This window comes from Stenotrophomonas maltophilia (genome assembly GCF_002799245.1).
GTDB lineage: Bacteria > Pseudomonadota > Gammaproteobacteria > Xanthomonadales > Xanthomonadaceae > Stenotrophomonas > Stenotrophomonas maltophilia_S.
The window spans coordinates 908,344-922,350 of the sequence record NZ_NEQV01000001.1; the positions used below are offsets into that span (position 1 = coordinate 908,344).

The 14,007-nt window shown below is 67.5% G+C and carries 10 protein-coding genes and 1 riboswitch; of the genes, 5 read left to right on the forward strand and 5 right to left on the reverse strand.

Going from position 1 to position 14,007, the window contains the following annotated elements:
* Positions 1-132 precede the first annotated feature (132 nt).
* Positions 133-933 (reverse strand): UDP-2,3-diacylglucosamine diphosphatase, encoded by an 801-nt coding sequence (locus tag B9Y64_RS04385; protein WP_100439621.1) that lies wholly within the window; start codon positions 931-933, stop codon positions 133-135.
* Positions 930-2,645 (reverse strand): lysophospholipid acyltransferase family protein, encoded by a 1,716-nt coding sequence (locus B9Y64_RS04390; RefSeq protein ID WP_100439622.1) that lies wholly within the window; start codon positions 2,643-2,645, stop codon positions 930-932. The genes B9Y64_RS04385 and B9Y64_RS04390 overlap by 4 nt, the downstream gene beginning before the upstream one ends.
* A gap of 333 nt (positions 2,646-2,978) precedes the next feature.
* Here B9Y64_RS04390 and metK point away from each other — a divergent pair, with 333 nt between their 5' ends.
* Both metK and B9Y64_RS04400 read left to right on the forward strand, forming a co-directional pair.
* Entirely contained in the window at positions 2,979-4,190 is a 1,212-nt protein-coding gene (gene metK, locus B9Y64_RS04395; RefSeq protein ID WP_010481882.1) for a methionine adenosyltransferase, read from the forward strand.
* 140 nt (positions 4,191-4,330) lie between these two features.
* On the forward strand, positions 4,331-4,837 hold the full coding sequence (locus tag B9Y64_RS04400; RefSeq protein WP_099553699.1) for an acyl-CoA thioesterase: 507 nt from the start codon (positions 4,331-4,333) through the stop codon (positions 4,835-4,837).
* A gap of 64 nt (positions 4,838-4,901) precedes the next feature.
* Here B9Y64_RS04400 and ppc read toward each other — a convergent pair whose 3' ends face one another.
* Positions 4,902-7,613 (reverse strand): phosphoenolpyruvate carboxylase, encoded by a 2,712-nt coding sequence (gene ppc / locus B9Y64_RS04405; RefSeq protein WP_100439623.1) that lies wholly within the window; start codon positions 7,611-7,613, stop codon positions 4,902-4,904.
* A gap of 237 nt (positions 7,614-7,850) precedes the next feature.
* Positions 7,851-10,367 (reverse strand): S9 family peptidase, encoded by a 2,517-nt coding sequence (locus tag B9Y64_RS04410; protein ID WP_100439624.1) that lies wholly within the window; start codon positions 10,365-10,367, stop codon positions 7,851-7,853.
* A 119-nt stretch (positions 10,368-10,486) separates the two neighbouring features.
* Positions 10,487-10,570, forward strand: a riboswitch (S-adenosyl-L-homocysteine riboswitch).
* Positions 10,571-10,606: 36 nt separating this feature from the next.
* On the opposite strand from B9Y64_RS04410, the gene ahcY reads away from it, so the two are divergent.
* From ahcY to B9Y64_RS04425, 3 genes are all read left to right on the forward strand, one after another.
* Complete coding sequence (gene ahcY, locus B9Y64_RS04415; RefSeq protein WP_004154241.1) at positions 10,607-12,052, forward strand: adenosylhomocysteinase; 1,446 nt, start codon at positions 10,607-10,609, stop codon at positions 12,050-12,052.
* A gap of 318 nt (positions 12,053-12,370) precedes the next feature.
* Positions 12,371-12,844, forward strand: coding sequence for a Cys-tRNA(Pro) deacylase (ybaK, locus tag B9Y64_RS04420; RefSeq protein ID WP_100439625.1), 474 nt, complete (start codon positions 12,371-12,373; stop codon positions 12,842-12,844).
* Entirely contained in the window at positions 12,844-13,329 is a 486-nt protein-coding gene (locus B9Y64_RS04425) for a hypothetical protein (RefSeq protein WP_100439626.1), read from the forward strand. Before ybaK ends, B9Y64_RS04425 begins: the two co-directional genes overlap by 1 nt.
* A 116-nt stretch (positions 13,330-13,445) precedes the next feature.
* Here B9Y64_RS04425 and B9Y64_RS04430 read toward each other — a convergent pair whose 3' ends face one another.
* Entirely contained in the window at positions 13,446-14,003 is a 558-nt protein-coding gene (locus B9Y64_RS04430; protein WP_054171043.1) for a DUF3228 family protein, read from the reverse strand.
* Positions 14,004-14,007: the final 4 nt, after the last annotated feature.

Below are 14,007 nucleotides of genomic sequence, written 5' to 3' on the forward strand. Positions count from 1 at the left end.
CTAGCGGCTTGCGCGCGGTGTATGTAGAGCCGGGCCGCTCGCGCCCTTGCAGGGTCGAGCCATGCTCGACTGTTCTTCGGTCAGATCCGTCGTATACGACAGTCGAGCATGGCTCGACTCTACAGACGCGGGCTATGCCGCTTGCGACAAGCGCGCGCCCGGCAGTTCCACCAGGGTCTGGCCGTTGTGGTCGAGCAGGCGCAGCGCGCCATCATGGTCTTCGGCCAGTGCGGTCAGGCTCTCCACCCAGTCGCCGTCGTTGGCGTAGACCAGGCCATCGCGTTCGACCAGCGCCGCGCGGTGGATGTGGCCGCAGACGATGCCGTCCAGGCCGCGCCGGCGCACGTCGTCCAGCCCGGCCTGCACGAAGCGCTCGATGTAGCGTTCGGCGGCGCCGCTGCGCTTCTTCAGGAACTCCGACAGCGACCAGTAGCGCATGCCCAGCCGGCGCCGCACGGCATTCAAGGCCTGGTTGCCGGTGAGGATGCGGTAGTACAGCCAGTCGCCGAATTTCTCCTGCAGGCCGCCGAAATGGGTCACGCCGTCGTACTCGTCGCCGTGTGCGACCAGCAGCCGGCGGCCATTGGCGGTCACGTGGATGGCACGGCGGCGCACCTGCATGGCCGGCAGCATCACCCCGCACACGTGGCGCAGCGATGCATCGTGGTTGCCGGGGATGTAGATGATCTCGGTCCCTGCACGACGCAGCGCGTGCAGGGCCTGGATGACTTCACTGTGCGACTGCCGCCAGTTGGCGCGGCGATGCGCCATCCACCACAGGTCGATGATGTCGCCCACCAGGTACAGCCGTTCGCAGCGCAGCTGCGAGAGGAACCGCGCCAGCTCGGTGGCATGGCAATGACGTGAGCCCAGGTGCACGTCGGAGACGAACACTGCGCGCCGGTGCGGCGACAGGTTCGCCAGCGTGCTCATGCCGGCGTCCCCGCGTCGCGCAGATAGCGTTTGCGCTTGTTCGGCCGGATCGCGCACAGGTCCACTTCGATCAGGCCGTCGATCGAATCACTGAAGTCCGGGTCGACGCCGAAAGCGAGGAAACGTGCGCCGCCGGGTTCGCACAGATCGGTGTACTGGCGGTACAGCGTCGGCACCCCGGTGCCGAGTGCGGCCAGGTTGGCCTTGAGCACATCGAAGGCTGCGCCTGCATCCAGCTCGCCGAAACTCGGCGGCGCAGCGAAGTACTGGAAGGGGCGGTTCGATTCGGCCAGGCCGGCGGTACCACTGTAGTAGCGCTGGTAGTACGCCACCAGCTGCTCGCGTGCGTCACGCGGCAGCGCCGCGCTGATCGACACGGCGCCGAACAGGTAGCGGATGCCCGGCCGGCACTGCAGGTAGGCACCAATGCCCTGCCACAGGTAGTCCAGGCTGCGGCTGCCCCAGTAGTCGGGCACCACGAAGCTGCGGCCCAGTTCCAGGCCCTCGGCGATGTGGGTGATCGCATCGTCGGAATAGCGGAACAGCGACGCGCTGTAGAGCCCGGACAGGCCGTGCCGGGCCAGTGCCTGGGCACCGCGCATGATGCGGTAGGCACCGGCGATGCGCTGCGCGGCCGCGTCCCAGATCACGATGTGCTCGTACCGCGGGTCGTAGTCGTCCAGGTCGCGGCTGCGACCGGTGCCCTCGCCCACCTGGCGGAAGGTCAGCTCGCGCAGGCGGCCCAGTTCCAGCAGCAGCGGTGAATCGGCCGTACAGGTCGCCAGCAGGATCTGCTTGCCATCGGCGGTCTGGCCCAGCTGGGTCGCCGCAGCAATGCCGGCGGCGACCTGCGAAGGTGGCACGGGGGCCGCCAGCGGCTCGGGGCCTGCGAAGGCAGCGCCGCTGCCGCCCGCGCCATTGCGGCCCAGCGCGTACAGCGCGCGGCGCACGGCCAGCAGCTGTGCGCCCGGGTCGCCGCCCTTGCCCAGCTGCATCGGCTCACCGATGCTCAGCCGCAGCGGGCGGCCACGACGGGTGAACATCTCGCGCGCCAGCAGTGCGGTACCGGCCGGCTTGAACAGGGTCGAGGCACCATAGAACAGCGCCGAGTTGCGTGCTTCCACCCGCACCGGCAGCACCGGCGCGCCGGCAGCACGGGCAAAGCGGACGAATCCGCGCTGCCAGCGGCCATCGCGGATGCCCCGCAGCGACAGCCGCGAGACCTCGCCGGCCGGGAACACGATCACGCACTGCTCGGCGGCCAACGCCTCCTCCACCGCGTGCAGGCTGCCGCGCTGCGCCTTGCCGCCCAGGATGCGTACCGGCAACAGCAGGTCCTGCAGTGGCGCGATCGCCCCCAGCAGGTCGTTGGCCACGATCCGCACATCGCGGCGGATACGGCCAACCGCGTCCAGCAGGGCCAGGGCGTCCAGTGCCCCGGACGGATGGTTGGCAACGATCAGCAGGCGGCCGGTGGCTGGGATCTTCGCCAGCGCAGCGGCGTCCACCTGGTACTGGCCGTCGATGAATTCCAGGCCGGCGGCGACGAAGCCGAAGCCACGCAGGCCTGCGCTGCGCTGCAGGAAGGCCTCGATCTGGTCCAGCCGCGACCAGCGGCCGACACTGCGCAGCAACGGCCGCGCCAGCTGGCCGCGACGGCCATGGAACCAATCGGGGAAACGTTGCTGGAGACGCTGTTCGAGTTCCTGCATGGCGGATCCACTGATGCCCGGCGGCCGGTTTGGCCGACAGCCTGCGCCCGGCAGGCGGCAGCCAGATGGCGGTTTCGGGGCAGAACGATGACGACGGGGCGGCCTGGCGGGCGGCGTCGCTGCCTGCGCGGTCGGGGCCGGCAGGCGCCGTCCGTTGTCACGCTGGTGGAACACTGGGCCTCGAGGCTGGGCCCCAATCCTGCAGGGACGGCCCCTCCAGGCCTACACGGGCTTAACCACCGGCAACCGGTGCAGGTTCACAATGCACAGGCGGCGCACCCCGTGTATCATTCGCGCCCATCTTTCCATCCGAATCAAGGGATATTACGCCTGATGTCCAGCTATCTCTTCACCTCCGAGTCGGTCTCCGAAGGCCATCCGGACAAGGTTGCCGACCAGATCTCCGATGCGGTGCTGGACGCGATCCTGACCCAGGACCAGCGCGCACGCGTTGCCTGCGAGACCATGGTCAAGACCGGTGTTGCCATCGTGGCCGGTGAAATCACCACCAGCGCCTGGATCGACCTGGAAGCACTGACCCGCAAGGTCATCACGGACATCGGCTACGACAGCTCCGACGTCGGCTTCGACGGCGCCACCTGCGGCGTGCTGAACCTGATCGGCAAGCAGTCGCCGCACATCGCCCAGGGCGTGGATCGCAAGAAGCCGGAAGAAATGGGCGCTGGCGACCAGGGCCTGATGTTCGGCTATGCCACCAACGAGACCGACAGCTACATGCCGGCCGCGATCCACCTGTCGCACCGCCTGGTCGAGCAGCAGGCCAAGATCCGCAAGAAGAAGAACTCGCCGCTGTCGTGGCTGCGCCCGGACGCCAAGAGCCAGGTCACCCTGCGCTATGAAAATGGCGTGGTCTCGGCCATCGACGCCGTGGTCCTGTCGACCCAGCACGCCCCGGGCATCAAGCAGAAGGACCTCATCGAGGCCGTCCGCGAAGAGATCATCAAGCCGGTGCTGCCGGCCAAGTGGCTGCACAAGGGCACCAAGTTCCACATCAACCCGACCGGCAAGTTCGAGATCGGCGGCCCGGTGGGCGATTGCGGCCTGACCGGCCGCAAGATCATCGTCGACACCTACGGCGGCTGGGCCCGTCACGGTGGTGGCGCCTTCTCCGGCAAGGACCCGTCCAAGGTCGACCGTTCGGCAGCCTACGCGGCCCGCTACGTCGCCAAGAACGTGGTTGCCGCTGGCCTGGCCGACCGTTGCGAAGTGCAGGTCTCCTACGCCATCGGCGTGGCCGAGCCGACCTCGATCTCGGTCACCACCTTCGGCACCGGCAAGATCAGCGACGACAAGATCGAGAAGCTGATCCGCAAGCACTTCGACCTGCGCCCGTACGGCATCATCAAGATGCTGGACCTGGTGCACCCGATGTACCAGCAGACTGCGGCCTATGGCCACTTCGGCCGCAAGCCGAAGGAGTTCAGCTACCTCAACGGCGAAGGCGAGACCGTCAACGCCACGGCCTTCTCCTGGGAGAAGACCGATCGCGCCGCCGCCCTGCGCGCCGATGCGAAGCTGAAGTAAGAAACACGAAGGGCCGCTCACGCGGCCCTTCTGCTTTCGGTAGAGCCGAGCCCATGCTCGGCTTTCTTTTGCCTGCGCCAAGAGCAGCCGAGCATGGGCTCGGCTCTACAAGAGCTACGCCACGCCGATACAATCGCCCCATGTCGACCGAACTGAAAACCCACCAGCTGTCCATGACCGTGCTGATGTCGCCGGAGATGGCCAATTTCTCCGGCAAGGTCCACGGCGGCGCGGTCCTGCGACTGCTCGACCAGGTGGCCTACGCCTGCGCCAGCCGTTACGCCGGCAGCTATGTGGTCACCCTTTCAGTGGACCAGGTGATGTTCCGCCAGCCCATCGCCGTGGGCGAGCTGGTCACCTTCCTGGCCTCGGTGAACTACACCGGTACCTCGTCGATGGAGATCGGCATCAAGGTGGTGGCCGAGGACATCCTCAAACGCAGCGTGCGCCACGCCAACAGCTGCTTCTTCACGATGGTGGCAGTGGATGAGGAAGGCCGTCCGACGCCGGTCCCGCCATTGCAGCCGGCTACGTCGGACGAGAAGCGCCGCCAGGCTGCGGCGCAGATCCGCCGCCAGCTGCGCCAGGAAATGGAACAGCGCCATCTGGAACTGCTGGCGTCGAACCCGCCGTCGCCGGAAGAGTGAGGTTGCCGGCCAGCGGCCGGCACTACCATTTCGAATTCGCCGGGCCATGCCCGGCGGATGCATTTCACCCGGTGTTCTGCACGCCCTGCGAAACACCGTTCACGCACGCCACCAACGCCCGCAGCAGGTCCTCATCCTCGCGCCCGCTGGCCCGCCAGCGCTGCAGCAGGTCCACCTGCAGCACGCTGATCGGATCGACGTAGGGATTGCGCAGGCGGATCGACAGCGCCAGCCGCGCATCGTGGTCCAACAGCGTCTGCTGGTCCATCAACGCCAGCAGCCAGTGCCGGGTGAGTTCCAGTTCGCGCTGCACCTGCGGGAAGAAGCGCCCGTGCAGTTCGCCGGACAACAGCGAGAACTGCTCGGCGATGGTGATGTCACCCTTGGACAGCACCATCGCGATGTCGTCCAGGAATGTGCGGAAAAACGGCCAGTCCCGCGCCATATCACGCAGGGTCTGCTCATGGCCGGCATCCACCGCCGCCTGCAGGCCACTGCCCACGCCGTACCAGCCGGGAATGACCGCACGCGCCTGGCTCCAGGCGAACACCCAGGGAATCGCACGCAGGTTGCCCAGCGCGGCGTCCTGGCCGAGCCGGCGCGACGGCCGCGAGCCCAACGTCATCCGTTCGATCACGTCGATCGGCGTGGCGGTGCGGAAATAGTCCATGAAACCGGCCTGGCCAACGAAGGCGCGATACACCTCGCTGCTGGCAGATGCGACCGCGTCCATCACCGGCCGCCAGTCATCCTCGCGGGGCTCGGCGGCGCGCGGGCGCAGGCTGGCGCGCAGCACCGCACCGGTGGCCTGCTCCAGCGAACGCAGGGCCAGCGCGCGGATCCCGTACTTGCGGTGGATCACTTCGCCCTGCTCGGTCACCCGCAGGCGGCCATCAATGCTGCCGCGCGGCGATGCGTCGACCGCATGCGTGGTCTTGCCACCGCCACGGCTGATCGAGCCACCACGTCCATGGAAGAAGGTCAGCCGGATGCCTGCCTCGGCTGCTACCTCCAGCAGTTCCACCTGCGCTCGTTGCAGGCCCCAGCGCGAGGCGGCGATGCCACCGTCCTTGCTGCTGTCCGAATAGCCCAGCATCACCATCTGCACATCGGCACGCGCCTGCAGATGGGTGCGGTATACCGGGTCGGCCAGCAGGTCACGCAGGGTCGCGGTACCGCGCCTGAGGTCATCCACGGTTTCAAACAGTGGTGCGATGTCCAACGGTACCGACCCGCTCGCTTCGACCAGGCCGCCACGGCGCGCCAGCGCCAGCACTGCCAGCACGTCGCTGCGGTCGTGTGCCATCGAGATGATGTAGCTGCCCAGTGCATCACCGCCGTGGCGCGCACGGGCATCGGCCAGTGCAGCGAACACCGCGTCCAGCCGCCGGTTGCCTTCGTCATCGCCCTTCGGCAACGACGCTTCACCGCTGGCATGCGGTGCCAGCAGGCGCGCGCGACCCAATGCATCCAGACCGTCCCACACCGCGTCGCCGCCCAGCACGGCGGCCAGCGCGCGCGCATGCACGCTTGATTCCTGCCGCACGTCCAACCGCGCCAGGTGGAAGCCGAACGTCTTCACCCGCCACAGCAGGCGCTGCACGGCGAAGCCACCGGCATGTTCGCCGCGGTTCGCGCGCAGGCTGTCGAGGATCAGCTGCAGGTCGTCGATCAGTTCATCGGGGCCGGCATAGGCACCCTCGCCGTCTTCCAGCGTCGCCTGCAGGCGTGCGCGCATGCGGTCGTTGAGCAGGCGATAGGGCATGTCGGCATGGCGCGGGCGCGACTGCACCTGCGGCAGCAGCTGCTGGTAGTGCGCCACGCGCGCCTGCAACACATCGCTCACGCCCACCCGCTCGGTGGACTGGCTGAGCAGGCTGGCCAGCTGCAGCAACTCCTTCTGGTAGCGCGCGAGTACCGCCTGCCGCTGCGCATCCAGCGTATTGCGGATGGTATGGGCATCCACGTTCGGGTTGCCGTCCATGTCCCCGCCCACCCACGTACCAAAGCGCAGCAGGCGCGGCAGTGGCAGCTCTTCGCCGTAGGTATCGCGCAGCGCCTGCTGCAGCGATTCATACAGCACCGGTATCACCCGGTACAGCACCTGCACCAGATAGAAGCCGACGTGCTCGCGCTCGTCATCGACGGTGGGCCGCACCGGCGAGGAATCGGTGGTCTGCCACGAGGCGGTCAGCGCCATGCGGAAACGTGCGGCATCGGCGGCAGCTTCCCCCGGCGTGCGCTGCCCGTCGAGGTTGTCGACCAGGCTGGCCACCATCAGCTGCTCTTTTTCCAGCAGCGCGCGGCGCACGGCTTCGGTCGGGTGCGCGGTGAACACCGGTTCGATGTCGATGCGGGGCAGCCATTGCGCCAGCTCGTCCAGGCCCACGCCCTGCGCCTTCAGGTGCTGCAGCGCATCCTGCAGGCCGTCGGGCTGCGCCCCTGCGGTACCGGCGCGCTGGTAGTCGCGGCGGCGGCGAATGCGATGCACGCGCTCGGCGATGTTGACCACCTGGAAGTAGGTGCTGAAGGCCCGCACCATGGTCTCGGCCTGCTGGGGCGTGCGCCCGGCCAGCCCTCCAGCCAGCTCCGACAGCGGCGCCTGGTTCTCGCGGCGGGCGATGGCGCGGGTGCGCACATCCTCGACATCATCGAGGAAAGCGGCCGAGACCTGCTCGACCAGCAGGTCGCCGACCAGTGCGCCGAGCCGGCGCACGTCATCGCGAAGCGGAAGATCGGGAGAAGCGAACTCGATGCTGCTGCGGTACTCGTTCATCGGCGACGCACAGGCCTCGGTCAACGGATCCAGACCCCAAGCCTAAACCAGATTACGCACGATGCTGCGATGCGGAAATGGTTTCATCTGCACGTATCCGCAGCAGAAGCAGCCGAGCGTGGGCTCGGCTCTACAGCCGTCATTGCGCGTGACACCGTGTAGCGCCCGAGCCCATGCTCGGGCGGCGGCGCAGCCGCGCAGGCGGCCCCCGTTGCAGGGGCCGCCCTTGTGTGCGCGTCAGCGCTTCTTCTTCGCCTTGCCCTGATCAGCCGGGCCGATGGTCTGCTCCAGCCAGCGCTCGCTTTCGGCCAACATGGTCATGATCGATTCGCGTGCGCGGTAGGCGTGCGATTCGTTCGGCAGCATCACCAGCCGCGCGGTACCCCCCAGGCCCTTCACCGCGGCGAACATGCGCTCGCTCTGGATCGGGAAGGTACCGGAGTTGTTGTCGTCCACGCCGTGGATGAACAGGATCGGATCCTTGATCTTGTCGGCGTAGTTGAACGGCGCCATCTTCTGGTAGACGTCCTGTGCCTGCCAGTAGTTGCGCTCTTCGGCCTGGAAGCCGAACGGAGTGAGCGTGCGGTTGTAGGCACCGCTGCGCGCGATGCCGGCCTTGAACAGGCGGGTGTGTGCCAGCAGGTTGGCCGTCATGAACGCACCATAGGAGTGGCCACCGATGGCGATGTGATCGCGATCGGTCACGCCACGGCGCACCACTTCATCCACGGCCGCCTGCGCGTTGGCCACCAGCTGTTCGATATAGGTGTCGTTCGGCTCCTTGTCGCCCTCGCCGATGATCGGCATCGACGGGCTGGCCAGCACCACGTAGCCCTTGGCCAGGAACGCCTGCGGGCCCCAGTAGCTGACCGCATTGAAGCGGTAAGGCGAATCGGTCACCTGGCTGGCCGCAGCCGCGCTCTTGAACTCGCCCGGGTAGGCCCACATCAGCAGCGGGCGCGGGCCATCGCGCTTGGGGTCGTAGCCCGGCGGCAGCAGCAGGGTCGCGGTCAGGTCGACGCCGTCCTTGCGCTTGTAGCGGATCTGCTCCTTCTGCACGCCCTTCAGCTGCGGCAGCGGATGGGCGAAGTGGGTCAATGCGCGCGGCGCGGTGGTCGCATCAGCCAGCGACTGCACGTAGAAGTTGGCCGGCTCGTCCGGACTCTCGCGACTCAGCAGCAACGAACTGCCCTGGTTGTCCAGCAATGCCACCGGCAGCGAATAGCTCGGTGCCTGCGAGTGGAACAGGCGCGTCGCCTTGCCCGTGGCGATGTCGAAGCGGTCCACGAACGGACGGTCGCCTTCCGGCGAAGCGCCGGCGCCAGCCAGGTACAGGCTGCTGCCATCGGGGCTGGTCTGCAGCAGCGCACGGCCCCGCTCGTCACTGGCCAGCATCGGCCGGCCCGGATCGGCGTAGCGGTCCTGCGCATCGCGATCCCACAGCAGGCGCGGTTCGGCGCTGGCGTTGTCCGGGGCGATCAGCCAGGTCCTGGTCTTGCGGGTCTTCCACCACGATTCAGTCAGCAGGGCCAGGTCACCACGGCCCCAGCTGATGCCGGCCAGCCGGCTGCCAAGCTGGGCCAGCGTCACCGGCGGCCTGTCGAACGGCGCGGCCTGCATCAGCACCGCGTCGCGCACCTTGGCATCCTTGTTCGGGTCGCCACCATCCTGCGCTTCGGCCCAGACCAGGGTCGCTTCGGCATCACCACGCCAGCCGATATCGCGCACGCCGGTCACTTCGGCGTCGTTGCCGGTCGGCAGGCCTTCCACCAGCGGTCGCACCGCCACGGTGTGCACCAGCTTGCCGCTGGCACGGTCGATCACTTCGATGCGGCGCGGGAAGCTGCTCACCGGCACCACGTAGGAATACGGACGCTGCACCGGTTGGCGCAGCACGAAGCGGCCGTCGGGCGACACCGAGAAGCCCATGAAGATGCCGGCCGCGCCGATCGCGCGGGTGCTGCCGTCCAGGCTGACTTCCACCGGCTGGGTGGTGGCGTAGTAGTCGAACTGGCGTGCGTCGGCTTCGTTCTTCAGCAGGTCCTGGTAGGTACGGATCGACACGACGCCGCCGCCCTGGCTGGTCTGCTGCACGGCAGGGCCGGTCGGGATGCCGTCGGCGGCCGGGGCGGCGCCGAGGTTGGCCGGGCGCGTGAACACCACCAGCCCGCGGCTGTCCGGCAGCCACTGGTAGCCACTGCCGATCACCGTGTTCAGACCGGCGACCAGGCGGCGGGCGCTGCCGCCGACCACGTCCACCAGCCACAGCTCATTGGCGCCACTGGCGGCGTCGACCTGGTTGAAGGCGAGCCACTTCTGGTCCGGCGACCACATCAGGCTGGCGATCGACAGCGTGCCCGGCAGGCCGCTGATCTGCCGCTCCTTGCCGTCGGCAACGTTCATCAGCCACAGCTTCTCGCCGAAGCTGAAGCGGCTGTCGGAGAACGTGCGCGGGTTGATGCGCAGGCCGGCCAGCTTCAGTTCCGGCTGCGCCACCACCTGGATCGACGGCAGCGACGGCATCTGCATCAACGCGGCCACATCGCGGCGTGGCGACAGGTACAACGCCGGCGCGCGCGGCGCATCGACCACCGCCTGCAGGGCCGCCGAGGGCAGTTCGTAGCCGTTGACGCCCTGGGCCTGCGCGGCCGCAGGCTGCGCGGCCACCGCCCAGGCCAGCGGGGCCACCGCCAGCAGCCCCATCGACAGGACCAGGCCGGTCCAGCGCCGCGTACGGCGCGCGTGCATGCTCATCGTTCCACCTGTGTGATGCGTGAAAACACCGACCTTAACAGGCCGTGCACGCCCGCCCACCTGCCGATGGTTGGGTCATCCGGATGTCATGCCGGGGCCGCGATATAATGGGGGTCTCCCCTGCCGAGGGGCGCTGCGACCGGATCCCAAGAGGCCCGGCCAGGCTCGGTGAGGTGGCTTTGTAACAACGGCGCCCGGCTAGATGCGAGCACCCGCTCGCCCACAACCGGAGCACACGAATGAACGCTGTTGCCAAGACCTTCTCCACCGAAGGTGATTACAAGATCCGCGATATCACGCTGGCCGACTGGGGCCGCAAGGAACTGGACATCGCCGAGCACGAAATGCCGGGCCTGATGTCGATCCGCCGCAAGTACCAGGCCGAGCTGCCGCTGAAGGGCGTGCGCGTGACCGGCTCGCTGCACATGACCATCCAGACCGCCGTGCTGATCGAGACCCTGAAGGACATCGGCGCCGACGTGCGCTGGGCCTCGTGCAACATCTTCTCGACCCAGGACCACGCTGCGGCCGCCATCGCCGCCACCGGCACTCCGGTGTTCGCATGGAAGGGCGAGACCCTGGAAGAGTACTGGGACTGCACCCTGGACGCGCTGACCTTCACCCTGGCCGACGGCACCCTGACCGGCCCGGAACTGGTGGTCGACGACGGTGGTGACGTGACCCTGCTGATCCACAAGGGCTACGAGCTGGAAAACGGCAGCGACTGGGTCAACACCGCCTCCTCTTCGCACGAGGAACAGGTCATCAAGAACCTGCTCAAGCGCGTCGCCAAGGAACGCCCGGGTTACTGGGGCCGCGTGGTCAAGGACTGGAAGGGCGTCTCCGAAGAGACCACCACCGGTGTGCACCGCCTGTACCAGCTGGCCCAGGCCGGCACCCTGCTGATCCCGGCGATCAACGTCAACGACTCGGTCACCAAGAGCAAGTTCGACAACCTGTACGGCTGCCGCGAGTCGCTGGCCGACGGCCTGAAGCGCGCGATGGACGTGATGCTGGCCGGCAAGGTGGCCGTGGTCTGCGGCTACGGCGACGTCGGCAAGGGCTGCGCCGCTTCGCTGCGTGCCTACGGCGCGCGCGTGATCGTCACCGAGATCGACCCGATCTGCGCCCTGCAGGCGGCGATGGAAGGCTATGAAGTCAACACCATCGAATCGACGCTGGGCCGTGCCGACCTGTACGTCACCACCACCGGCAACAAGGACATCATCCGCATCGAGCACCTGAGCGCGATGAAGGACCAGGCCATCGTCTGCAACATCGGCCACTTCGACAACGAGATCCAGGTCGACGCACTGGTGTCCTTCGCCGGCATCAAGCACGTCAACATCAAGCCGCAGGTGGACAAGTACATCTTCCCGAACGGGAATGCGATCTTCCTGCTGGCCGAAGGCCGCCTGGTCAACCTGGGCTGCGCCACCGGCCACCCGAGCTTCGTGATGTCCAACAGCTTCGCCAACCAGACCCTGGCACAGATCGATCTGTGGGCGAACAAGGACAGCTACGAGAAGAAGGTCTACCTGCTGCCGAAGAAGCTGGACGAAGAAGTGGCACGCCTGCACCTGGAGAAGATCGGCGTGAAGCTGACCACCCTGAGCCAGGAACAGGCCGACTACATCGGCGTGCCGGTGGAAGGCCCGTTCAAGCCGGACCACTACCGCTACTGATGCCGTGCACGGGGTCGGATCCCTTTCCAGAGGAAAGGGCTCTGCCCCCAGCAACGGATGCAGACAGAACGTGCACGGGGTCGGATCCCTTTCCGCAGGGAAGGGCTCTGACCCCAGCCACGGATGCACATGGACGGGCACCTTCGGGTGCCCGTTCTGCGTTTGCGCACGGCCGAACATCACGCATCCACGCATGGCGTGGATCTACTGATCGTCCGTCCCCCAGTAGATCCACGCCATGCGTGGATATCCCCCACCAGAGCGGGGGCCAATAGTCTCGGTCAAGGCAACGCCTCCACCCCGCGCTACGATGCGTCCATGACCCCGGCCATCAACCTGCTCAAGCGCGAGAAGATCGCCCACACCGTGCGCAGCTATGTGCACGACACCCACGCCGAATCGTATGGCGGCGAAGCGGTCGACAAGCTCGGCCTCGACCCGGCCCAGGTGTTCAAGACCCTGCTGGCCAGCACCGAAACGCACGAGCTGCTGGTGGCGATCGTACCGGTGGCTGGCCAGCTGGACCTGAAGGCCCTGGCCGACGCGGCCGGCTGCAAGAAATGCGAAATGGCGGCCGCCGATGCGGCACAGCGCGCGACCGGCTACCTGGTCGGTGGCATCAGTCCGCTGGGGCAGAAGAAGCGCCTGCGCACGTTCCTGGATGCCAGCGCGCAGGCATTGCCCACGCTGCATGTCAGCGCCGGACGACGCGGGCTGGAAGTGGAACTGGCACCGGCCGATCTGCTGCGCCTCACCACCGGCCACTTCGCTGCCATCGGCAAGGCACGCTGATGCGTTGGCCATGGTCTGCAGCGCCATCGCCACGACTCGAGGATGCGCAGGCCGATGTCCTGCTGCAGGACCTGCTGTCGCGCGACGCGAAGCGCATTACTGATGCCGCACGCATGGTTGCCCGCCTGTTCACTCCCGCGTCGCTGGATGCATTGGCTGCACAGGTGGACCTGGTCGAACGCAGCTGCCAGCGCATCGCGCTGGGCGGCATGCTGATCAGCAACCAGGCGCACCTCAAGGCGGCCCTGCAGCGGCTGCGCTACTGGCGCGCGCGGGAGGGTTGCCTGTGCGCACTCTACGCATCCTATGTGTTCTTCAACCCCGCACCGCTGCTGGAACAGGGCCATGTGCAGCTGCTCGGACGAGGCGAGGCCGAGGATGGCTGGGGCGAGTGTTACCGGGTGACGTGCACGTCGTGCACGCAGCCCTGGAGCGCCACCGAGCGCGAATACCACTACCCGTGGTGGGAGTGGAAGGCCGGTTGATCGATGCCGCCACGCAGGGCGTGGCGCCACTGCCGTGCTGCGCCGGTCCAGCTCCTGCGTGTCGGCCTGCGCACGCGGGTCAGCGCCCCGCGATGCGGGGATCCGACCCGGGCCGGCTACGGCCGCCAGTTGGCGTTGTTCTCCCAGAACTCGACCGAACGCCGGTAGGCCTCGCGGTCCAGCGGCACGCCCGAGCCACCCTCCTCCACGCCCAGCGCATTGCGCATCATGGTGATCGGCGCCATCGGCACTTCCTCCGGCTCGGCGGTATAGATGCAACCCACGATGCCCCAGTCGGCCTCGATCGGCGAGCCTTCCTTCGCCAACTGCCCGGCGCTGTACAGGATCACTACCAGGTAGTTCGCGCGCGGCGACTCCACACCCTCGAACCAGCGCACCAGCACCGGCAGTTCCTCGCGGTTGCGTGCTTCGTAGCCGCTGCGCAGCAGATGGCGGTTGGCCTCGGTGACCGGCACCGTCAGGCAACGCGTGCTGGTCCAGTTCTCATAGACGAACAACTTGCAGAACGGGGCGTAGCCGTCGAGTACCTTAAGCGGTGCGTGCGCGTTGAGGTGCGCCTCGAACTGTTCGGCAGTGCAGTCCTGGATGGTGTTGCCGCGCGGCACGCGCGGGAACAGGCGAGGACGGGCGAAATCGGTGAGGACAATGGACATGGCG

Bases quoted from the DNA above. Each gene is read 5' to 3' on its own strand.
- B9Y64_RS04385 (WP_100439621.1), bottom strand. From the start codon at position 933: ATGAGCACGCTGGCGAACCTGTCGCCGCACCGGCGCGCAGTGTTCGTC.
- B9Y64_RS04390 (WP_100439622.1), bottom strand. From the start codon at position 2,645: ATGCAGGAACTCGAACAGCGTCTCCAGCAACGTTTCCCCGATTGGTTC.
- metK (WP_010481882.1), top strand. From the start codon at position 2,979: ATGTCCAGCTATCTCTTCACCTCCGAGTCGGTCTCCGAAGGCCATCCG.
- B9Y64_RS04400 (WP_099553699.1), top strand. From the start codon at position 4,331: ATGTCGACCGAACTGAAAACCCACCAGCTGTCCATGACCGTGCTGATG.
- ppc (WP_100439623.1), bottom strand. From the start codon at position 7,613: ATGAACGAGTACCGCAGCAGCATCGAGTTCGCTTCTCCCGATCTTCCG.
- B9Y64_RS04410 (WP_100439624.1), bottom strand. From the start codon at position 10,367: ATGAGCATGCACGCGCGCCGTACGCGGCGCTGGACCGGCCTGGTCCTG.
- ahcY (WP_004154241.1), top strand. From the start codon at position 10,607: ATGAACGCTGTTGCCAAGACCTTCTCCACCGAAGGTGATTACAAGATC.
- ybaK (WP_100439625.1), top strand. From the start codon at position 12,371: ATGACCCCGGCCATCAACCTGCTCAAGCGCGAGAAGATCGCCCACACC.
- B9Y64_RS04425 (WP_100439626.1), top strand. From the start codon at position 12,844: ATGCGTTGGCCATGGTCTGCAGCGCCATCGCCACGACTCGAGGATGCG.
- B9Y64_RS04430 (WP_054171043.1), bottom strand. From the start codon at position 14,003: ATGTCCATTGTCCTCACCGATTTCGCCCGTCCTCGCCTGTTCCCGCGC.